At 70.0% G+C, this 20404-nt stretch carries 14 protein-coding genes; 4 read left to right on the top strand and 10 right to left on the bottom strand.

The genetic code is table 11. The features are described 5' to 3' along the window. Both NIE79_RS14360 and dcd read left to right on the top strand, forming a co-directional pair. On the top strand, nucleotides 1-561 hold the full coding sequence (locus NIE79_RS14360; RefSeq protein ID WP_238679036.1) for an ATP-binding protein: 561 nt from the start codon (nucleotides 1-3) through the stop codon (nucleotides 559-561). Continuing rightward, nucleotides 551-1186 (top strand): dCTP deaminase, encoded by a 636-nt coding sequence (gene dcd / locus NIE79_RS14355; RefSeq protein WP_238679035.1) that lies wholly within the window; start codon nucleotides 551-553, stop codon nucleotides 1184-1186. The genes NIE79_RS14360 and dcd overlap by 11 nt, the downstream gene beginning before the upstream one ends. A gap of 34 nt (nucleotides 1187-1220) precedes the next feature. Here the strand turns inward: dcd and NIE79_RS14350 are convergent, their stop codons facing one another. From NIE79_RS14350 to glgX, 4 genes are all read right to left on the bottom strand, one after another. Then, nucleotides 1221-1856, bottom strand: a complete 636-nt coding sequence (locus tag NIE79_RS14350; RefSeq protein WP_238679034.1) for a hypothetical protein — start codon at nucleotides 1854-1856, stop codon at nucleotides 1221-1223. A 628-nt stretch (nucleotides 1857-2484) separates the two neighbouring features. Further along, nucleotides 2485-4209, bottom strand: coding sequence for a malto-oligosyltrehalose trehalohydrolase (gene treZ / locus NIE79_RS14345; protein ID WP_238679033.1), 1725 nt, complete (start codon nucleotides 4207-4209; stop codon nucleotides 2485-2487). Next, nucleotides 4209-6512, bottom strand: coding sequence for a malto-oligosyltrehalose synthase (gene treY, locus NIE79_RS14340; protein WP_238679032.1), 2304 nt, complete (start codon nucleotides 6510-6512; stop codon nucleotides 4209-4211). Before treY ends, treZ begins: the two co-directional genes overlap by 1 nt. Before the next feature lies 1 nt (nucleotide 6513). Continuing rightward, on the bottom strand, nucleotides 6514-8631 hold the full coding sequence (gene glgX / locus NIE79_RS14335) for a glycogen debranching protein GlgX (RefSeq protein WP_238679031.1): 2118 nt from the start codon (nucleotides 8629-8631) through the stop codon (nucleotides 6514-6516). 485 nt (nucleotides 8632-9116) lie between these two features. On the opposite strand from glgX, the gene NIE79_RS14330 reads away from it, so the two are divergent. Beyond that, entirely contained in the window at nucleotides 9117-10388 is a 1272-nt protein-coding gene (locus tag NIE79_RS14330) for a glycosyltransferase family 4 protein (RefSeq protein ID WP_238679139.1), read from the top strand. A gap of 385 nt (nucleotides 10389-10773) precedes the next feature. Here the strand turns inward: NIE79_RS14330 and NIE79_RS14325 are convergent, their stop codons facing one another. The 4 genes from NIE79_RS14325 to NIE79_RS14310 all read right to left on the bottom strand — a co-directional run bounded on the left by NIE79_RS14325 (nucleotide 10774) and on the right by NIE79_RS14310 (nucleotide 15888). Next, entirely contained in the window at nucleotides 10774-12057 is a 1284-nt protein-coding gene (locus NIE79_RS14325; protein WP_112698363.1) for a citrate synthase, read from the bottom strand. Between the two features lie 186 nt (nucleotides 12058-12243). Next, complete coding sequence (locus NIE79_RS14320) at nucleotides 12244-14298, bottom strand: sulfatase-like hydrolase/transferase (protein ID WP_238679030.1); 2055 nt, start codon at nucleotides 14296-14298, stop codon at nucleotides 12244-12246. Further along, complete coding sequence (locus NIE79_RS14315; protein ID WP_238679029.1) at nucleotides 14291-15721, bottom strand: class I SAM-dependent methyltransferase; 1431 nt, start codon at nucleotides 15719-15721, stop codon at nucleotides 14291-14293. The genes NIE79_RS14320 and NIE79_RS14315 overlap by 8 nt, the downstream gene beginning before the upstream one ends. Nucleotides 15722-15738: 17 nt before the next feature. After that, nucleotides 15739-15888 (bottom strand): hypothetical protein, encoded by a 150-nt coding sequence (locus NIE79_RS14310; protein WP_165947858.1) that lies wholly within the window; start codon nucleotides 15886-15888, stop codon nucleotides 15739-15741. 199 nt (nucleotides 15889-16087) lie between these two features. Here NIE79_RS14310 and NIE79_RS14305 point away from each other — a divergent pair, with 199 nt between their 5' ends. Then, the gene (locus NIE79_RS14305) at nucleotides 16088-16936 is read left to right on the top strand and encodes an arginase family protein (protein WP_238679138.1); all 849 of its coding nucleotides are present in this window, start codon (nucleotides 16088-16090) and stop codon (nucleotides 16934-16936) included. Nucleotides 16937-16948: 12 nt separating this feature from the next. Here the strand turns inward: NIE79_RS14305 and NIE79_RS14300 are convergent, their stop codons facing one another. Both NIE79_RS14300 and NIE79_RS14295 read right to left on the bottom strand, forming a co-directional pair. Further along, nucleotides 16949-18181, bottom strand: coding sequence for a bifunctional glycosyltransferase family 2/GtrA family protein (locus NIE79_RS14300; protein WP_238679028.1), 1233 nt, complete (start codon nucleotides 18179-18181; stop codon nucleotides 16949-16951). Next, on the bottom strand, nucleotides 18178-20373 hold the full coding sequence (locus NIE79_RS14295) for an ArnT family glycosyltransferase (protein ID WP_238679027.1): 2196 nt from the start codon (nucleotides 20371-20373) through the stop codon (nucleotides 18178-18180). The genes NIE79_RS14300 and NIE79_RS14295 overlap by 4 nt, the downstream gene beginning before the upstream one ends. Nucleotides 20374-20404: the final 31 nt, after the last annotated feature.

The following is a 20404-nucleotide window of genomic DNA, read 5'->3' as shown; positions in this document are numbered from 1 at the left end:
ATGGTCGACATGTCAAATGCAATCGTCCGCTTAGCCTTGGTCGCGCCGACCGGTTCGGGTAAGACCACCACCGCTTGGCTTATGCAGAAGATGACTCCAGGCGCCGTAGTTGTCTCCGTGGCACAACCACTACATGATGTCGAGGAGTTCCTATACCGGCTCCTCGCGCGCCCGTCACCATCGGTGACCGGGACGCAGGATGGCGTTCTTCTACAGAGCATCCGCGATCTACTCTTCATGCGGGAGCCGCAATTCCTGAGCAGGATCTTCAAGGAGACTGTCGACCGTTGCTCAGGCTTTCCTCTAGTCGTTAATGATGACTGCCGCCTCGGCTCAAAGCCCACTCTGGACACACTTGGATTCACCTACGTCTGGATCGAGGGAGACCATGGCCGTCGACGCATGGACGCGACACCTGCTGAAGTCACCGACCACGCCCACGACGCAGTCATTCCTAGATCCATGTGTCGGTATGTAATTTCAAACAGGGGCGGCGTTGGAGATTTGGTGACCGAGATCCGTCATCTACTCAAAGAACTGGGGTTGGACGTTGCTAAATGAAAGCTTCATTGGCGGATGGCTTTCCGGCACCGCGATCGCCGCAGCGATCGAAGATCACGAGATTTACGTTTCTCCGTTCGATCCGGCCGCAATAAACCCAAATTCTTACAATTACCGATTGGGCGCTAGCATCTCTCGGCTGGTCTCACCTGAGATCGATCTACGAGTAGAGGATGAGTTTGAAGAGATGACGATCGAGCCAGAAGGACTCGTACTACTACCTGGCGAATGCTATCTGGGCCATACGGTAGAAGTTTTCGGTTCCTCCGTTTACGCGTCTTTGGTAACGGGGCGCAGTTCCATAGGCCGAAAATTCATAACCAACCACGTGACAGCAGGTTTAATTGATGTCGGGTTCTGCGGACAGATTACACTGGAGATAACTGTTCAGCGCCCGACCAGGGTCTACGAGGGCTCTCACTTCGGGCAGATATTCTGGTTCTCACTACTGGGAAATGCTCAAATTCAGTACCAGGGGAAATATCAAGGACAGCGCGGAGCGACGCCAGCCCGACTAGGTCCGGAGAACTTGCAGCCTGCAATCTCGAACCCACCCCTCTCCCGTATCCAGCCTGCGGCGCGGGCACAAATGGTTTCACCAGCTGGACTCTTCAACGGTCCGTGATATCTATCAATCAGACATTCCATGGCGAGCTTGGTTACGTCTCGGCCGATATGCGTTTAGCATCGTACAGCCCGATTCGCGATACGATCCAGGTTCGAATCGATGGGAACCACGGGTCAGTCTTAGAGAGGCGGTAGCATGGGCTTTCAGGGCCGAGGAAGTCGGAGTGCTCAGACGACCACGTGAATGCCCCCCAATAGACGACCTTATCGCCAATGACATATGCGTAAACGTATGGGTCTTCAGTATAGTATGTTACCGTTACGGTCAGAGAACAGTTTCCCTTCAGTACGCCAGTCAGCGCAGCCATTTCGGTGGTCAAGCTTCGGACCGAATTCGAGGCGGCGTTATTTCTTCGCTCTTGAGCGACAGGATCCACACCCCCCGGCAGCACCTGTTTCGCGACGTAATCGGGATGCATGCAATACATGGCGATGTCGATGTGGCCCTCGACGCGGCCCATCCGGAGATCCTCATAGACTTGACGGACGATATCTGACATCGAGCGCATCCGGCCGGCAAGAAGTGCGACTTTTAAGGGCTCACCTTGATCGGTCTTAGCAAGAGCCGCCTCGATATCCCTCACGATTCCGGGTCGAGCCAAGTGCATATTGTAGAATAGCTTTCGATCCTGAACTTTCGGCTGGATACTGGCCTTGATCTCGATCAAGGTCCAAACTATAGCGTTAGCCCCGAGCAAGTAGAAGAATGTGACATACCGCTGAAGTGGCGGGGCAAAGGTGAACACCATGACACCAACAGTCGCGGTTCCAGCCACGATGGCATTCCAATATTTGACTAGGAATCTGTAAACTTGCACCAATCGTTCTTCCATATTTTAACGATCCTCCTCGGCAGCCGCGATCCTGCGCCAACTTGATTCCGCACCAGAGTACTGTTTGGACGCAACCCCCATTACCACGTGCTCCGGCAGTAGCGGCATAGGACTACTCCGCCCTTAGCCCACGACCGGCCAACCCAGCCCAATGGCCTTCGCATTGACCCACACCGCGCCGTCTGCAAATTTAGAGACGGGTCGAAGGACCCGGCAGCGCTGAGGAGTGGTGACGAGGACGCCCACAAGCCGCTACCGCAAGTCCAAACGGAGTGATTGTGTTCCGCGCCAGTCCTCGGAGGGCTGGCGTTGTTGCGATAGCGGTTGCGAGATGCCGCAGGCTGTCAACAACCGCGGTCACGGTCGATCCTGAACTCTAACTATCGGGAATCACGCATGGACCGGCGTGAGCGGCGGCGTTCACCCTCGTCAACTCCCCCGCAGCGGGCCAAGGCGCACCCACTCAGAGCGCCACGATCGCCGCAGTCTCCGCCGGCAACTGGATCCGGTCCCGCATCACGGTGACCCCCTCCCCCGTAGCCAGCAGCACCCGCCGCGCCACCCCAGGCAGCGACACTCCCTGCCCCCGCCCAGCCAGGTTCGCCACGACCAGCGTGTCTCCCCGCCGCATCACCAGAAACTGGTCCCCGTGCTGCACAGAAACAGCGTTCAGCCGAGGATCAGAGAGGTCAGGAAGAGACCGTCGCAGAGCGATCAACCGCTGGTAAAACGCCAACATCGAAGCATGCTCAGGCTTGTCCAGCTCCGCCCAGTCCAACCGCGACCGCACGAACGTCTCCGGGTCCTGCGGGTCGGGCACGTCCCCTTCAGGCCACCCGTGCGAGGCGAACTCCCGCCGCCGCCCGGTGCGCACCGCTGAGGCCAACTCCGGCTCCGGATGCGAGGTGAAGAACTGCCAGGGCGTAGAGGCAGCCCACTCCTCCCCCATGAACAGCATGGGAGTGAACGGCGCCGTCAACAGCAACGTAGCCCCAACGCGGAGCAGCGAAGGCGACAGCGAAGCCGAGATCCGATCCCCGGTAGCTCGGTTCCCAATCTGGTCATGGTTCTGCAGGTAGGCCACGAACCGATGCCCAGGCACCCGAGGATCAACAGGCCGCCCATGGTGCCGGTTCCGGAAGCTGGACCAGGTCCCGGCGTGGAAGAACCCGCCCGTCAGCACGTCAGACAACGTCTCCAGGGACCCGAAGTCCCCGTAGTAACCCTGCCGCTCCCCCGTCAGCAACGTGTGCAGGGCGTGGTGCGCGTCGTCGTTCCACTGGGCGTGCAGCCCGAACCCACCCGCCTCGCGCGGCGTGATGACCCGCGGGTCGTTGAGGTCCGATTCGGCGATCAGCGACAGCGGCCGCCCCAGGTGCGTCGACAACGACTCGACGGAGACGGCCAGCTCTTCCAGGATGGGAACGGCCCGCGAGTCGTGCAGCGCGTGCACAGCATCCAGACGCAGCCCGTCGACGTGGTAGTCGCGCAGCCACATGAGCACGCTGTCGATGATGTAGCGGCGTACCTCGTCGGAGTGCGGGCCGTCCAGGTTGATCGAGCGGCCCCAACTGTTGCTCTGCTCGGCGAGGTAGGGCCCGAACTGCGGCGCGTAGGCCCCGGAGGGCCCGAAATGGTTGTAGACAACGTCGAGGATCACCCCCAGACCGCGAGCGTGGGCGGCGTCGACGAACCGTTTCAGGCCGTCGGGGCCGCCGTAGGGCTCGTGTGGGGCGTACCAGCAGACGCCGTCGTACCCCCAGTTGTGTTCGCCGTTGAAGGCGTTGACCGGGAGCAGCTCGATCAGGTCGACGCCCAGCGACACCAGGTGGTCGAGGCGGTCGATGGCCGCGTCGAAGGTGCCTTCCGGAGTGAAGGTGCCGATGTGCAGCTCGTAGAGGATGCTGCCGGGCAGTTGCCGGCCGGTCCACGCGCTGTCGGACCACGCGAAGGCGGCGTGGTCGTAGCGGCGGCTCGGCCCGTGCACTCCCGCAGGTTGCCACGGTGACCGGGGGTCGGGCAGTGGGGTTTCGTCGTCGTTCAGCAGAAAGGAGTAGTCGAGGCCGGCGTCGGGCACGTCGACCCGCCACCAGCCGTCGGCGGCGGCGCGCATCTCGTGGTCGGTGTCGCCGGCCAGGCGCAGCCGCACCCGCTCGGCGTCCGGCGCCCACACGCTGAATTCGGTCATCACGCAGCCTCCACGGAAGTGGTGGAAGGAGTCAGCAGAGCCACGGGATAGTCGGCCAGAAGGTCGTCCAGAGGGGTCTCCCCGCCACTGTAGACCCGGCCGGTGAACAGGTCCTTCATCTCGTGAACGGGAAGTGACAGAGCTGTGTCACACCACCCACCGGCGCGTGCCAGGCCCAGCGGCAGCCGGGTCGCCACGGCGATCGCGCCGCCCCGGTCGAAGGCCACCACGTGCCGGCCCACCGGCCCGTGCGCGGGCACCGGCCGGTAGGTGGTGAACAGCTCCGGGTGCGCCCGCCGCAACCGCAGGGTCCGCGACACGACGAGCAGCTTCGCCGCTCCGTCGGTTTCGACCGGGGGACGCCAGCCGCCGTCGATGCGTGCCAGCAACTCTCGGCGTACGTCGAAGTCGACCGGGCGGCGGTTGTCCGGGTCGACGAGGGAGTTGTCCCACAGCTCGGTGCCCTGGTAGGTGTCCGGCACACCGGGCATGGTGAGTTGGATCAGCTTCTGCCCGAGCGAGTTGCACCAGCCGGCCGGGGCGATGGCGGCGGCGAGTTCGCTCAGCTCGTCGTGCAGGCTCGGGTCGTCGTACATCTGGTCGACCACTGCGTGCACTGCCTGCTCGAAGGCCGCGTCGGGGTCCGCCCAACTGGTCGAGGCCCCGGCCTCCCGGGCGGCCTTCTCGACGTACGCGTGCAGCCGCTCCCGCTCGATCGGCCAGGCGCCGACGGCGGTCTGCCAGAGCAGGTGGGCGAAGGCCGGGTCGGGCAGCGGGGCGTACGCCATCCAGGTCTTGACCTGCTCGGCCCAGCGGCCCGGCAGTTCGCTGAGCACGGCGAGGCGGGCCCGGACGTCCTCGCCGCGTTTGGTGTCGTGGGTGGAGAGGGTGGTCATGCTGGCCGGCCAGCGGACCTGTTGGGCCGCGGCGAAGCGGTGGAACTCCGCCGGCGGCACCCCGAAGTGGGAGGGGTCGTCGCCGACCTCGTTGAGCGCCACGAACCGGGTCCAGCGGTAGAACGCGGTGTCCTCGACGCCCTTGGCCATCACCGCGCCGGTGAGCTGCGGGAACCGCATGCCCAGCTCGTCGTCGGGGTTGCGTAGTCGGCGGGTGACAGCGTCCAGGGCGCCGGCCAGGTCGGGGCGGCGGCGGCCGGCCTCGGAGCGGGCGGCGGCGAGGTGCCGGGCGCCGTGCGGTGGGTAGCCCCGGTAGACGGCGAACGCGGTGGCCAGCTCGGCGAGCGCCGCGCGGGCCTGCTCGGTGGGCACCTCGGGGGCGAGGGCGGCCAGCCGGGTCAGCTCGGCGGCGAGCAGTTGGGTGGCGGCGGCCAGCTTCGTGGAGTGGGTCAGGTCCTCCCAGGAGGTGTGCTGCCCGGTGAGGCGGTTGTCCAGCGCGGTGAAGTCCCCCTCGGCGTCGGTGTCGACGAAAAGTCCGCCGACAGCGGCCATGGCGTCGTAGCCGGTGGTGCCGTCCACCGGCCAGTCCGGCAGTTCCTCGCCGTACTCCAGGATCTTCTCCACCACGAGCCAGGCGTCGGGTGCGGCGGCCCGCAACCGGGCCAGGTAGCCGGCCGGGTCGCGCAGGCCGTCCGGGTGGTCGACGCGGATGCCGTCGACCTCCCCGGCGGCGGCCCAGCGCAGGATCAGCTCGTGGGTGGCGGCGAAGACCGCCGGGTCCTCCACGCGCAGACCCGCCAGGCCCGCGATGGCGAAGAACCGGCGGTACGTCAGCTCGGCGTCACCGCGCCGCCAGGAGACCAGCTCGTAGTGCTGCCGGTCGTGCACCTCGCGGGCGTTGCCGTCGCCGGTGCCGTCGGCGAGCGGGAAGCGGTGCTCGTGGTAGCGCAGCTCCCCGTCGACCACCTTGAGGTCGTCCAGAGCGGCCGGGTCGTCGGCCAGCACCGGCAGCAGCAGCCGGCCCCGGTCCCAGTCGATGTCGAACCAGTCGGCGTACGACGAGTCGCGCCCTCGGCGCAGCACGTCCCACCAGGCGGGGTTGGCGGCCGGGACGGCGACCCCGGCGTGGTTGGGCACGATGTCGACGACCAGGCCGAGCTGCTTGTCGCGCAGCGCGGCCAGCAGCCGCTGCCGGGCGGCCTCCCCGCCCAGCTCCGGGTTGACGGCCCGGTGGTCGACCACGTCGTAGCCGTGCTGGGAGCCGGGGGTGGCGGTCAGCAGCGGGGCGCTGTAGAGGTGGCTGACGCCGAGGTCGTCCAGGTAGTCGACGATCGCGGCGGTGGCGTCCAGGTCGAAGCCGGGGCGGACCTGGATCCGGTACGTGGCCTTGGGAGGGGTGGCCGGCATGTCAGATCGTCCTCTCCAGCACGACGAGGGAGCGGTCCAGCACCCGGATGGTGCCGCCCGCGCTGATCACCGTGGCGTCGCCCGGCTCGGGTTCGGCGGTGCTGATCACCCGTTCCCACTTCTGGCCGTACTCGCTGCCGGGCATGGTGAAGTCCAGCGGCGCGTCGTGGGCGTTGAAGCAGAGCAGGAACGACGCATCGTGGTGCTTCTGGCCGTACTGGCCGCGTTCACGGATGCCCTCGCCGTTGACGAAGAGCGCCACCGAGCGGCCGAAGTCGTTGCCCCAGTCCTCGCCGGTCATCTCCCGCCCGTCCGGGGTGTGCCAGGCCAGGTCGGGCAGCGGCTCGTCGATGCCGCGCCCGTTCACCGGCAGGCCGGTGAAGAAGCGGCGACGCCGGAACACCTGGTGACGTTTGCGGAACGCGGTGAGCGTCTGCACGAACTCCAGCAGCTGCTCGTCGACGTTGTCCCAGTCGACCCAGGCCAGCTCGCTGTCCTGGCAGTAGACGTTGTTGTTGCCGTGCTGGGTGCGGCCCAGCTCGTCACCGTGGCCGATCATCGGCACGCCCTGCGACAGCATCAGTGTGGCCAGGAAGTTACGCCGCTGCTTGGCCCGCAGCGCGAGGACCGCCTCGTCGTCGGTGTCGCCCTCGACCCCGCAGTTCCACGACCGGTTGTGGCTCTCGCCGTCGCGATTTTCCTCGCCGTTGGCCTCGTTGTGCTTGTCGTTGTAGGACACCAGGTCGTTGAGGGTGAACCCGTCGTGCACCGTGACGAAGTTGATGCTGTGGAACGGTCGGCGGCCGTCGTCCTGGTAGAGGTCGGCCGAGCCGGAGATCCGGGACGCGAACTCGGCGAGGGTGGCCGGCTCACCGCGCCAGAAGTCCCGCACCGTGTCGCGGTACTTGCCGTTCCACTCCGTCCACAGCGGCGGAAAGTTGCCCACCTGGTAGCCGCCGGGGCCGACGTCCCACGGTTCGGCGATGAGCTTCACCCGGCTGACCACCGGGTCCTGCTGCACCACCTCGAAGAACGTGGAGAGCCGGTCCACCTCGTAGAACTCGCGGGCCAGGGTGGCCGCCAGGTCGAACCGGAAGCCGTCGACGTGCATCTCGGTCACCCAGTACCGCAGCGAATCCATGATCAGTTGCAGCGAGTGCGGGCTGCGCACGTTGAGGCTGTTGCCGGTGCCGGTGTAGTCGACGAAGTAGCGGCGGTCCTCCTCGCTGAGCCGGTAGTAGCTCGGGGCGTCCACGCCTTTGAAGCTCAGCGTCGGGCCGAGGTGGTTGCCCTCGGCGGTGTGGTTGTAGACGACGTCGAGGATGACCTCGATGCCGGCCGCGTGCAGCGCCTTGACCATGCCCCGGAACTCCTGCACCTGCTGGCCGGTGCGGCCCAGCGCGGAGTAGCCGTGGTGCGGGGCGAAGAAGCCGATGGTGTTGTAGCCCCAGTAGTTGCGCAACCCCAGGTCGACGAGGCGGTTGTCGTGGATGAACTGGTGCACCGGCATCAGTTCGATCGCCGTCACCCCGAGCCGGGTCAGGTAGTCGATCATCGGTGGGGAGGCGATGGCCGCGTACGTGCCGCGCAGCTCCTCCGGGATGTCCGGGTGGCGCATTGTCAGCCCGCGCACGTGCGCCTCGTAGATCACCGAGTGGTGGTAAGGGGTGCGCGGCGGCTTGTCGTTGCCCCAGTCGAAGTACGGGTTGACCACCACCGACTTCGGCATGAACGGCGCCGAGTCGGTCTCCGACATGCGCTCCGGCTCGTCCAGGTCGTAGTCGTAGACCGCCGGGTCCCACTGCACGTCACCGTCGATGGCCTTGGCGTACGGGTCGATCAGCAGCTTGTGCGGGTTGCACCGCAGCCCGTTGGCCGGGTCGTACGGGCCGTGCACCCGGTAGCCGTAGCGCTGGCCCGGCTCGATGCCCGGCAGGTACGCGTGCCACACGTAGGCGTCCACCTCGCGCAGCTCGACGCGGCGCTCCGCGCCGGTGTCCCACTCGTCGAAGAGGCACAGCTCGATCCGCTCGGCCACCTCGGAGAAGATGGCGAAGTTGGTGCCCATCCCATCGTAGGTGGCGCCCAGGGGGTACCGCTCGCCCGGCCAGACCTGCATGTCGCTCCTTAGACCATGGTTATGTGCGCACCGGCCGAGATCGCCCGCGCGCACGCAGGTAGTGCCCCCGGCCCGGTCGCGCCAATCCATCCTTTCAGGCGGTGAGCGGAAACCACCTGTCTGATGCGCACTACACCGATCGGGTGTCCTCCGTCACGATGACCCTTTTCAAGGTGCGTTCTTGGGTCCGATGGACTTTCCTTGACCGGGGACAAGCGTTCGCGCGTGCCCCGCCAGGCCCTTCGGCCACCCCTTACACCTCTCACTCCGCCGCCACTGATGTCGGCGCGTACCCCCATGCATGGACGGAGATTGATGTGACACTGCGGGTCGACGAGCAGTTCGCTGCCACCACCAAGGACCGGGCCCACCGGCCCACAGTGACCTCCCGACCCCCCGCGCAGTCCGGTCCCACAGCGCAGCCCGGCACGCCAGTGCCGGCGCAGTCCGGCCCCGGGGTCCCCCCGCAGACCCGCCGCATCCTCATGCTGTCCTGGGAGTACCCGCCGGTGCTCGTCGGCGGTCTCGGCCGACACGTGCACGCCCTCTCCGTCGCCCTCGCCGCCGCCGGCCACGAAGTCACCGTCGTCACCCGCCACAGCGAGGGCGCACCCCTGGAGGAGTACGCCGACGGCGTACGCATCCTGCGCGCCCCCGAAGACCCGGTCACCTTCCCCCTCGCCACCGGCTCACTGCTGGCCTGGACCATGGCCTTCAACCACACCCTCACCCGCACCGCCCTGCGCGCCACCCAGGCCGGCTCCTACGACGTCATCCACGCCCACGATTGGCTCGTCGCCCACACGGCTATGACGTTGCGCGACCACCTGGACATCCCGCTGGTCAGCACGATCCACGCCACCGAGGCCGGTCGGCACCAGGGCTGGCTGCCGGAGGAGATGAACCGCACCATCCACGGCGTCGAGCAGTGGCTCAGCAGCGAGTCCAACCGGGTGATCGTCTGCTCCGGTTACATGCGCGACGAGGTGAACGCGCTGTTCGGCGTACCGGCCGGGCGGGTCGACGTGGTCGCCAACGGCGTGGAACCGCACCGCTGGCGGGTGCCCGCGCGTGCCGTGGCCGCCGCCCGCGCCCGCTTCGCCGGGAACGGCCCGCTGGTCACCTTCGCCGGCCGTCTCGTGTACGAAAAGGGCGTGCAGCACCTGATCGCCGCGCTGCCCCGGCTGCGCGAGCGGCACCCCGGGCTGCGTGCCGTGATCGCCGGTGACGGCCCGTACCGCGCCGAGCTGGAGGCCGAGGTCCACCGCCGCGGCCTCGGCGGCATGGTCACCATGCCGGGCTTCCTGGGCGGCACCGACCTGCCGGCGCTGATGGCCGCGTCCGACTGCTTCGCCGTGCCGAGCATCTACGAGCCGTTCGGCATGGTCGCCCTGGAGGGCGCCGCGGCCGGTGCTCCCCTGGCCGTCGCCGCCACCGGTGGCCTCGGCGAGATCGTCGAGCCGGGCGTCACCGGGATGACCTTCCGCCCGCACGACCCGGACAGCCTCACCGACGCCGTGGACGCGCTGCTGTCGGATGCCGACCGTTCCCGCGTCATGGCCCGCCGCGCCCGCCGGATGGTCCACGACCAGTACGGCTGGGCCGCGATCGCCCAGCACACCGCCGCCAGCTACGCGGCCGCCATCCACCACGAGGCCGCATTCACCGCCGAGCGCGCCGAGCAGCGGATGTCGCAGGGCCGCGCCCTCCCGGCGCTCCCCGAGGGCAACCTGCTCGCCGCCGCCGGCCTGCGCTGACCTCGTCGTCCAGGCCCGAATCCGGCTCGGCCGGGACTCGGGCCTGGCCCCGGACTCGGGCCTGACCCCGGACTCGGGCCTGACCCCGGACTCGGGCCTGACCCCGGACTGGGGCGGGGTTGATCGACTCGGTTTTCTTGAAGTCGGGGTGTCCCGGTGCTGGGGATGCCCCGACTTTCGGTTGATCGACTCGGCTTCCTGAAAGTCGGGGGGTCCCTGCACGACGGACCCCGCGCCTTCAAGGAACCCGAGTCGATCATGGCGTGGCGTGGCGGGGCGGGGCGGGGCGTGGCGGGACGGGACGGGGCGGGGCGGGGCAGCGCGGGAACGCGGCAGGCCGCCGACCCGGAGGGGTCGACGGCCTGCTGGTGCAGCGAGGAGCGGGTCAGCGCTCGCCGAAGGGGACGTAGTCCCGCTCGGCGGAGCCGACGTAGACCTGCCGCGGACGGCCGATCTTGGTCTCCGGGTCGTTGATCATCTCGCGCCACTGGGCGATCCAGCCGGGGAGCCGGCCGAGCGCGAAGAGCACAGTGAACATCTTGGTCGGGAAACCCATGGCCTTGTAGATCAGGCCGGTGTAGAAGTCCACGTTCGGGTAGAGCCGACGGGAGACGAAGAAGTCGTCGGCGAGGGCGATCTCCTCCAGCTCCATGGCGATGTCCAGCAGCGGGTCCGGCTTGGCCATCCGGCCCAGCACGTCCTGCGCGGCCTTCTTGACGATCGCCGCCCGCGGGTCGTAGTTCTTGTAGACCCGGTGGCCGAAGCCCATCAGCTTGACGCCGTCCTGCTTGTCCTTGACCTTGCGGACGAAGGACCGGACGTCGCCGTCGCCGGCGTGGATCTGCTGGAGCATCTCCAGCACCGCCTGGTTGGCGCCGCCGTGCAGCGGGCCGAACAGCGCGTTCACGCCGGCCGAGACCGAGGCGAACAGGTTGGCGTTGCTGGAGCCGACCAGGCGGACCGTCGACGTGGAGCAGTTCTGCTCGTGGTCGGCGTGCAGGACGAAGAGCATGTCCAGCACCTTCGACATGACCGGGTCGACCTCGTACGGCTCCGCCGGCACGCCGAACGTCATCCGCAGCAGGTTGTCCACGTACCCGAGCGAGTTGTCCGGGTACAGCAGCGGCTGACCGATGGACTTCTTGTACGCGTACGAGGCGATGGTGGGGACCTTCGCCATCAGCCGGACCGTGGAGATCTCCACGTGCTCGGAGTCGAACGGGTCCAGGCTGTCCTGGTAGAAGGTGGACAGGGCGCTCACCGCGGACGAGAGCACCGCCATCGGGTGGGCGTCCCGGGGGAAGCCGTCGAAGAAGCGGCGCATCTCCTCGTGCAGCAGCGAGTGCCGCCGAATCCACTCGGTGAACTCGGTCAGCTGCTGCTCGGTCGGCAGCTCACCGTAGATGAGCAGGTAGGAGACCTCCAGGAAGGAGGACTTCTCGGCCAGCTGCTCGATCGGGTACCCCCGGTAACGCAGGATGCCCGCGTCGCCGTCGATGTAGGTGATCGCGGATGAGGCAGCGGCGGTGTTGACGAAACCGGGGTCGTACGTGGTCATCCCGGTTTCCTTCAGCAGCTTGCTCACCCCGATACCGGCGGGGCCCTCGACCGCAGGATGCACCGGCATCGACAGCTGCCCACCGGGGTGATCGAGCTTGACTTCCGTCATGTGGTTCCTCGCTTCGCCGGCAGATCTACGTTGAATTGCCTTCGCTTCTACCGTAATTGCGGCTTGGGGGACAACGCCCGCCGTGGTTCGGCGGTGAGGTATGCGTCACCCGATTCCCGACCGGACGGCCGGGAAACCCGGCATCCCGCCAGACGGGACCGGACCGGACCGGACCCGGAAGCCAGGTCAGGAGAGGGTGAGGCGTCGCAGCGTACCGTCCGTCGCGACCTGGAAGACGTCGAGCTGGTTGGTGCCGGCGTGGAACAGCTTGTCGTCGGCGAGCAGCGCGGCGAACCGGCGTCCGCCGGGGTCGGCCGGCACCACCGGGACGACGGCTCCGATGCGGCCGTTGACGGCGACGGCGAGCAGTGTGCCGTCCGGGATCCGGTCCGGGACGTCTCCCCAGACCAGCGCCGGAAGGGTGCCGGTGTCCGGGTCCGTGGCGGTGAACGCGGCCAGGTCGGCGACCCGGGCGCTGCCGGCGGCGGGGCCGGCGCGGACCTCGGTGCCGACCAGGGGGTGGGGTGCCGGCAGGGGTGGCGGGGCGGGCACGCCACCTCCGAAGGTGACCGGTTCGCCGGGGCGGTCGTAGAAGTGCTTCGTACCGTCGGTGCGGGGGGCCTGCCGGGCGGAGCGCCCGTCGACAGGCCAGGGCAGCCGGACGCCGGCCTCGTCGGCCACGGTGGGCAGCAGATCGACGTGTTCCCAGTTGCGGTCGTCCACCCGGCCGGTCTGCTGCCGGGGTTCCTTGACGAACGTCGGCACCCAGGCCACCTCGCCGGCGGCGGCCTTGATGGCGTCCATGCCCCGGCCCTGGGCGCCGGGGCGGAAGCTGACCCCGTGGTCGGCGGTCACCACGACGAGGGCCTGGTCGTAGAGGCCGTTGGCGCGCAGCGTCCGCAGCGTCTCGCCGATCAGCCGGTCGGTGTAGCCGAGCTGGGCGAGGTGCCGCTGCCGGGCCAGGTCGACCCACCCTGCGCCGTCGTTGGGCAGGTCCTCGGGGGCGTCGTAGCGCGCCCCGGACGGCAGGTACGCCCACGGTGAGTGCGGCATCAGCAGGTGCAGGAAGTGCAGGGTTGGCCGGGTGGTCGGCTTCAGCCCGGCCAGGAAGCTGGTGAACCGGGCCGGTTGGTTGTCGTCCAGGCTGTCCCAGCGGAACTTCGGGTCGGCCGGCACCGGTTCGGCGGCGTCCAGGCCGGCCTCGGCGCGGGTCTGCTCGCGGTAGGAGTCTTCCGGGTCGACAGCGCTCTCCGTCGGCCCGGCGACCCGGCCGAGCAGCTTGCCGGTCTCCCGGACCAGCACGCCGAGCCCCTGCTCCGGGGTGACCGGCTGCTCGCAGCGGCTGGGTGGGCAGAGCCGGGTGATGCTCTCCTCGGCGCGGATGTCGTACAGACCGCCGAAGGCGGTGAAGATGTTGTCCGGGTACTGCGAGTAGTGCGGGGCGACCGGCTTGGCCGGGTAGCGGCCGGTGAGCATCGCCGGCAGCGCGTTGGGCGTCCACCCGCTGACGCCGGTGGAGTTGCGGTACCAGGTGGAGCCGCCGGCCAGCTCGGCGAAGTGCGGGTACCGCCCGGCGTCGATCTTCCCGTCCGGGCCGAGCAGGCTGACCAGCGGCAGCTCGTCGAGGATCAGCATGACCACCGGCGGGTGCACGGCCGAGCCCTGCGCGGTGCCGGCCGCGCCGCCGTCGCCGCGCGGCAGGACCACCGCCGAGGTCGGTGAGGCGAGCAGGAAGAGCGCCACGAAGGCCACCGGGCCGGCGGCGGCCAGTCGCAGCGCCCGGCCCGGCGCCCGCCACCGCCGGTGCGCGGCCGCGCCGGCGGCTCCGGCCACCAGGGCCACCAGCAGCAGGGGTACGCCCCGAAGCGGCGTGACGTGTCGGCCCACCTGCACGGCGAGGGCGGCGACCAGCAGCCCGACCAGCGCGGTGTGGGTGAGGGCGCGGGCGGTCCGGCCGGCCAGTCGACTGAGCGCGCCGAGCAGCGCCACCGCGGCCGTGGGGAGCACCGTCACCAGAGCGAGCAGCAGCAGGATCTGGGCCGGGTCGGCGCGATGGAAGAGGAAGAAGTCGGGGCTGCGACCGAGCACGTCCAGCAGCGGCTGGGTGACCACGAGGCCGACCAGCGCGACGATCTCCAGCAGCCGGCCCAGCTCACCTCGCCAACCCCGGTCCCACCGTCCGGGGGTCGGGGGCGGCCGGTGGTGAGCGGCCGACGGGTCGACGGAGGCCGGTTCAGCCACCCATCACCGTCCGGTAGAGCGTGCGGGTGCCCGAGGGCAGTTCCAGCCGGTCGGTGATCCGTCCTCGGGCGGCGAGCAACGTCTCGAAGGTGTCGCGTCGATATTCCGGGAAGAGACCGGCGGGCTTGTTGGCCAGCAGCCGGGTCGCCATCGGGTCGTCCGGGTGGACGAACTCCACCACCACAGCGCCGCCCGGCGCGGTCAGCCCGGCCAGCCAGTCGATGACCTCCGGCAGCGGCACGTTGCGCCCGATCGCCAGGTGGTGCACGACGGCCAGGGCGAGCACCACGTCGGCGGACGCCCGCTCGGCGAAGCCGGCCCGCTCGACGCCCCGCCAGCCTCCACCGGGCGACGGGTCGGCCAGGTCCAGCACCAGCGGCAGGATGCGGCGCTGCCCCTCGGAGCGCAGCTGTCGGTACAGCTCGTCGACGACTGTCGGGTCCTGCTCGACGGCGACCACGTAGTCGGCGTGCCCGGCCGCCAGCCGGGAGTAGCGGCCGTCGTTGGCGCCGAGGTCGAGCACCAGGCGGGGGCGGGTGCCGGCGGCCACAGCTGTGGCCACGAACTGTTCCTTCGCCACCCGGTCGCGGGCCGAGTAGCCGCAGGTGCGTTGGTAGTCCGACCAGTGGCTCTCGGGCGGGCGGCGGTCCAGCTTGCGGACCAGCTTCTCGATGCCGCGGACGGTGGCGAGCAGCAGGTCCCGGGAGAAGCCGGCGGCCCGCAGTTGGTCGCGGACCTCGGTGGTGCTGGCGGCGGCGTTGCGCTGCTGCATGGCCCCGTGCAGGTGCAGGTGGGTCAGCACGCCGGGGCGCAGCCGGCGGGCCCCGTTGAACAGTGGCCGCAGCTCGTCGGCCTCGATGCCGTCGACCCGGGCGCGCAGCCACGGTTGGAAGTCGACGCCCAGGTGGGCGGTGAGCATCAGCGGGTAGAGCACTGTCTGGCAGAACTGCCGGTAGCCGGCCCACGGTTCGCCGTCGCGGACCGGCTCGAAGGAGCCGATGTCGATGAAGACCGGTTGGGCGCCGCGCCACTGGAGGTTGTACGCCGAGCCGTCCTTGGTGGTGAATCCCTCGCCGAGCGCGGCGGTCAGGATCTCCAGGTGCAGCAGGGCGGCGTCGCGCAGCATGCTGAACGACCACTCGTACGGGTGGGAGACGAACGGGATGCGCTCGTGGCGCAGCACGGCGGCCCACGGTGTTCCGGTCGCGGCGGGCACCAGGGTGGGCGGGGCGTCCTCGGTGGCACAGACCTTGCGCGCGGCGACGAGCGCCGGGAAGAACGTGCTGCCAGTCAGCGCCCGCCAGTGCTCGGCGGCCTGGGGGTCCAACCCGCGCAGCACCTCGTCGCCGACGTGGAAGACCCGGTTGGCGGGGTCGCGGAAGGAGGCCGGCTCGGGCCGTACCTCGGTGGGTGAGATCGCCATCGTCGGGGCTGGCCCGTTCAGCGCTGGTCGGTGGGTTGCCGGCGGAACCGGTCGACCAGCCGTCGCCAGTAGAGTTTCGCGGCGACCGCGGCGCCCGCCACCCCGCCGACGACCGCCTGCACGATCAGGCTGCCGGACCCCGCGTCCAGGTAGGCCAGATGTTCCACCGATCGCTCCTTGCCTCGCCGCCTCGACACCGGCGTCCCAGGCGTACACCGATGAGGCTTTTGACCCAGAAAGCCGGACTTGTCCCTCACCGTACGCCGGTCGTCCTCGCCGTCGCGGGCACATCGGCGTACTCCCAGCCTCACCACAGAATGCGGCCGGGACGGCCGGCCGCGCCGGTACGCTGCGGACGTGCGCTGGATGATCGTGGACGCGCCGCTGGACTCCTCCGGGGCAGGGCGCGGCGAGGAGCGGGCCCCGGCCGCGCTGCGCCGGGCCGGCCTGCGCGAGGCCCTGGGCGCCGACGACGACGGGCGGATCGACGAGGCGCGGTTGCGCGACCCGAACCGCGACCCGGCCAGCGGGGTGATCGGCGCGGCGGGCCTGGTCCGGGCCGGCGGCGCCATCGCCGCGCGGATCGGCGCGCTGATCGCGGACGGCCACCGACCACTGGTGCTCGGCGGCGACTGCGCGATCCTGCCCGGCATCTGCCGGGCCCTGCCCCCGGCGACCGACCTGTGGTTCGTCGACGCCCACCCGGACTTCCTCGACGGCACGACCTCGCCGACCGGTGAGGCCGCCGACATGGACCTCTCGGTGGTCACCGGCAACGGCCCCGCCGCCGCCGTCGGCCCCGGCGGCGCGCTGATCGAGCCGAACCGCGTCCACCTGCTCGGGCACCGCCCGGCCACCGACGAGAGCAGTCGGGTCGAGGAGGCCCGGATCGACCCGGCGATCCACCAGGTCAACGCCGCCGAGCTGCTGCGGCGTGGCGCGGCGACGGTCGGCGCGGGCCTGGCCGCCGACGGCGACGGACCGGCGTGGCTGCACCTCGACCTGGACGTGGTGGACCCGCGCGACCTGCCCGCGGTGACCTACCCCGAGCCGGACGGGCCGCGCTGGGCCGACCTGATCGCGCTGGTCACGCCGTTGGCCCGCGCCGACCGGCTGCTCGGGATGAGCGTGACCGACCTGAACACCGACGAGGACCCCGACGGGCGGCACACCCGCCGCGTCGTCGAGGTCCTCACCGAGATGCTGGTCGGCTGACCGGTCGGTCGCTCAGCTGCGCCGGTGGTGCATGCCCAGGCGCAGCAGCACGAACCGCAGCACTGTGGCGGCCAGGTTCGCGGCCACCAGCACTGCCAGCTCCACCGGCCGGGCCGGTACGGCGGAGACGACGTGCAGCACTGCCAACGCGCCACTTGTCAACGCCAGACCGAGGGCGAAGGCCAGCAACCCCTGCGCGTGGTGCCGGGCGGCGTGCCGGCGTCCGCTGATGCCGAACGTCAGCCGCCGGTTCGCTGCCGTGTTCGCCACCGCTGTCACCAGCAGCGCCAGCAGGTTCGCCGGCTGCGCGCCGAGGATGCCCCGGGTCGCCACGAACAGCAGCAGGTACGCGAGCGTGCTCGCCACCCCGACCGCCGCGAACCGGACCAGCTGCCGGGGCAACCCGACCGGCACCTGACCGGGCTGGGCACGCGGCGCGGTGAGCGGCGCCCGGCCGAGTTGTGCGCGCAGGTCGGTCAGGGGCAGCGCGCCGGTCAGCAGCGCCCGGCCCAGCCGGCCCACGCCACGCAGGTCGGCCAGCACGGTGGCGACGATGTCGACGCGGCTGTCCGGGTCGTCGACCCAGTCCACCGGCACCTCGTGGATGCGCAGCCCGGCCCGCTGGGCCAGCACCAGCAGCTCGGTGTCGAAGAACCAGCCGGTGTCGCGTACCAACGGCAGCAGCTCCGCGGCCACGTCGGCGCGGATCGCCTTGAACCCGCACTGCGCGTCGGAGAACCGCGCCGCCAGCGCCCCGCGCAGCAGGAGGTTGTAGGCCCGCGAGATCACCTCCCGCTTGGCGCCGCGCACCACCCGGGAGGTACGCGCCAGCCGGGTGCCGATCGCCAGGTCGGAGTGACCGGAGATGAGCGGCGCGACCAGTGGCAACAGCGCCGCCAGGTCGGTGGAGAGGTCCACGTCCATGTACGCCAGCACCGGCGCGGACGACGCCGACCAGGCGGCGGAGAGTGCCCTCCCCCGCCCCTTGGCGTCCAGGTGCAGCACCTCGACGCCGGGCAGCTCGCCGGCGAGGCCGTCGGCCACCTTCAGGGTGTCGTCGACGCTGGCGTTGTCGGCGATGGTGATCTGGAACGGGTACGGGAAGTTCGCGCTCAGATGGGCGTGCAGTCGCCGTACGCACGACCCGAGGTCGACCTCCTCGTTGTAGACCGGGATCACCACGTCCAGCACGGCGGCCGTGGGTCGGGCCCGGACGGTGGCCCGTGGTCCGCCCAGCGCGGTCACGACGCCTCCGTACCGGCGCTGAGGTCGTAGACGGTGACCCCGTCGACGGTCTGCGCCGTGAACGTCTGCGCGACCCAGGCGGCGATCTCCTGGGAGGCCGAGCTGCCGCCGTTGGCCCGGAAGCCACCGCCACCGACGAAGTAGTGGATCTTTCCCTCGCGGACGTACCGCTGGAACTGCGCGAGGGTCGGTGACGGGTCGCTGCCGTTGAAGCCACCGATTGGCATCACCGGTTCGCCGGTGGCGAGCTGATAGCCGGACGCGTTGTTCGAGCCGATGGTCGCCGCCACCCAGGTGTACTCGGCGCTGTCGTGCTCCAGCAGCTCGCGGAGCGCGGCGCTGGGCTCACGGGCGTCGAGCAGCCCGCCCATTCCCCCACCTGCCGGGCGTCCCTGGCCGCCAGGAACCTGACCACCGCCCGGGAAGCCGGGTGCGCCGTTACGACCACCGGCGGAAAAGCCGGGCCCCTGACGGCCGTTCTGGCCGCCGCCTGGGAGTTGGCCGCCGCCGTTCTGGCCGCCGCCGGGGAATTGGCCGCCGCCGGGGAGTTGACCGGCGGTCGGCAGTTCCGTGCCGCCGCGCGGTTGCCCGCCGGGGAAACCGCCCCGGCCGAACCCGCCGGCCACGGACGGGCCGGCGCTCGGGATCGACCCGGTGTGCGGGGTCGCGGCGGTCTGCACCGCGTACGCCACCGGGCCGGCGAGGGCAGCCGCCGCGCCAAGGCCCAGCACCATTGGCACCAGCCGGCGGGGCAGTCGGGTGACCAGCAGGAGCAGCACCGCCCCGACCAAGCCCGCGACGAGCACCGTGGGCCGCAGCCACGGGTACCAGTCGGGGCTGCGGCCGAGCAGCACCCACGCCCACCACACGGTGACCGCGAGTGTGCCCGCGAGCGTCGCCGTGGCGGCCAGCGGACGCCATCGCTGCCAACGAGGCCCGGCAGCTTCGGCGGACCCGGACGCGGGCAGCGGTCGGCGTTGCCCCCAGAGCAGCGTCACACCGATGCCGACCAGCGCGCCGATCGCCGGTGCGAGCGCCACAGTGTAGTAAGCGTGGAAGATCCCGGACATGAAGCTGAAGATCAGGCCGGTGACCAGTAGCCAGCCGCCCCAGAGCAGCAGCCCGGCGCGGGTTCGGTCGGTGCGGGCCGCCCTTCCGGCCAGCAGCAGGCCGACCACCAGCAGGATCAGCGCGGCCGGCAGCAGCCAGGAGATCTGACCACCGATCTCGCCCCCGAACATCCGCAGCACGCCGTTCTGCCCGGAGAACGGGCCACCGCCGCCGCCCGGTCGTGCGCCACCGCCGCCGACGCTACCGACCTCCTCGCCGGTGATCCGGCCGAGGCCGTTGTAGCCGAGGGTCAACTCCAGGATGCTGTTGCCCTGCGAGCCGCCGATGTACGGGCGGGCGCCGGCCGGCACCAGCTCGACCAACGCCACCCACCAGCCGGCGGAGACCACCACCGCCAACCCGGCCAGCAGCAACTGCCGGACCCGCCGCCACAGCCCGGTCGGCGCGGCCAGCAGGTACACGCCAGCGAAGACCGGAACCACCAGGAACGCCTGCAACATCTTGGTGAGGAAGCCGAAGCCGACCAGCACACCGACCAGCACGATCCACCGGGTGCTGGCCGTCTCCAGCGCGCGCACTGTCGCGTACGCCCCGGCGACCAGCAGCAGGACCAGCAGCGCGTCGGGATTGTTGAACCGGAACATCAGCGTCGCCACCGGGGTGAGGGCGAGGACCGCCCCGGCGATCAGACCGGCGGCCGGCCCGTACCAGCGCTTCACCGTCGCGTGGAGCACGCCGACCGAGGCGACCCCACAGAGCGCCTGCGGCACGAGCATCGCCCAGCTGTTCAGCCCGAAGACGCGCACGGACATTGCCATCAGCCACAGCGACGCGGGTGTCTTGTCGACGGTGATGGAGTTCGCGGCGTCCGACGAGCCGTAGAGGAACGCCTTCCAGCTCATCGAGCCGGCCTGCACGGCCGCCGCGTAGAACGAGTTCGCCCAGCCGGACGCGCCCAGGCCCCACAGGTAGAGCAGGCCGGTGACGAGCAGCAGGATCACCAGCGCGGGCCGGGCCCAGGCCGGCGAGCGGCGCGTCGGCGGCGAGTGCTCGTCGGGGCGGGCGGCCGTCGGCGGCTCGGGTGCGGCGGGTGCCGTCAGCAGGGTCTCGGTTCTGTCCATGCGGCCAGCCTTGAGGGCTCGACTGGCGCGA

The organism is Micromonospora trifolii, assembly GCF_022229005.1.
GTDB classification, from domain to species: domain Bacteria; phylum Actinomycetota; class Actinomycetes; order Mycobacteriales; family Micromonosporaceae; genus Micromonospora; species Micromonospora trifolii.
Note: the sequence above shows the minus strand (reverse complement) of the source record. Positions and strands in the feature narration are given on the sequence as shown.

Bases quoted from the DNA above. Each gene is read 5' to 3' on its own strand.
- NIE79_RS14305 (WP_238679138.1), top strand. From the start codon at position 16,088: ATGATCGTGGACGCGCCGCTGGACTCCTCCGGGGCAGGGCGCGGCGAG.
- glgX (WP_238679031.1), bottom strand. From the start codon at position 8,631: ATGCAGGTCTGGCCGGGCGAGCGGTACCCCCTGGGCGCCACCTACGAT.
- NIE79_RS14330 (WP_238679139.1), top strand. From the start codon at position 9,117: ATGCTGTCCTGGGAGTACCCGCCGGTGCTCGTCGGCGGTCTCGGCCGA.
- NIE79_RS14295 (WP_238679027.1), bottom strand. From the start codon at position 20,373: ATGGACAGAACCGAGACCCTGCTGACGGCACCCGCCGCACCCGAGCCG.
- NIE79_RS14360 (WP_238679036.1), top strand. From the start codon at position 1: ATGGTCGACATGTCAAATGCAATCGTCCGCTTAGCCTTGGTCGCGCCG.
- treY (WP_238679032.1), bottom strand. From the start codon at position 6,512: ATGCCGGCCACCCCTCCCAAGGCCACGTACCGGATCCAGGTCCGCCCC.
- NIE79_RS14315 (WP_238679029.1), bottom strand. From the start codon at position 15,721: ATGGCGATCTCACCCACCGAGGTACGGCCCGAGCCGGCCTCCTTCCGC.
- NIE79_RS14325 (WP_112698363.1), bottom strand. From the start codon at position 12,057: ATGACGGAAGTCAAGCTCGATCACCCCGGTGGGCAGCTGTCGATGCCG.
- treZ (WP_238679033.1), bottom strand. From the start codon at position 4,209: ATGACCGAATTCAGCGTGTGGGCGCCGGACGCCGAGCGGGTGCGGCTG.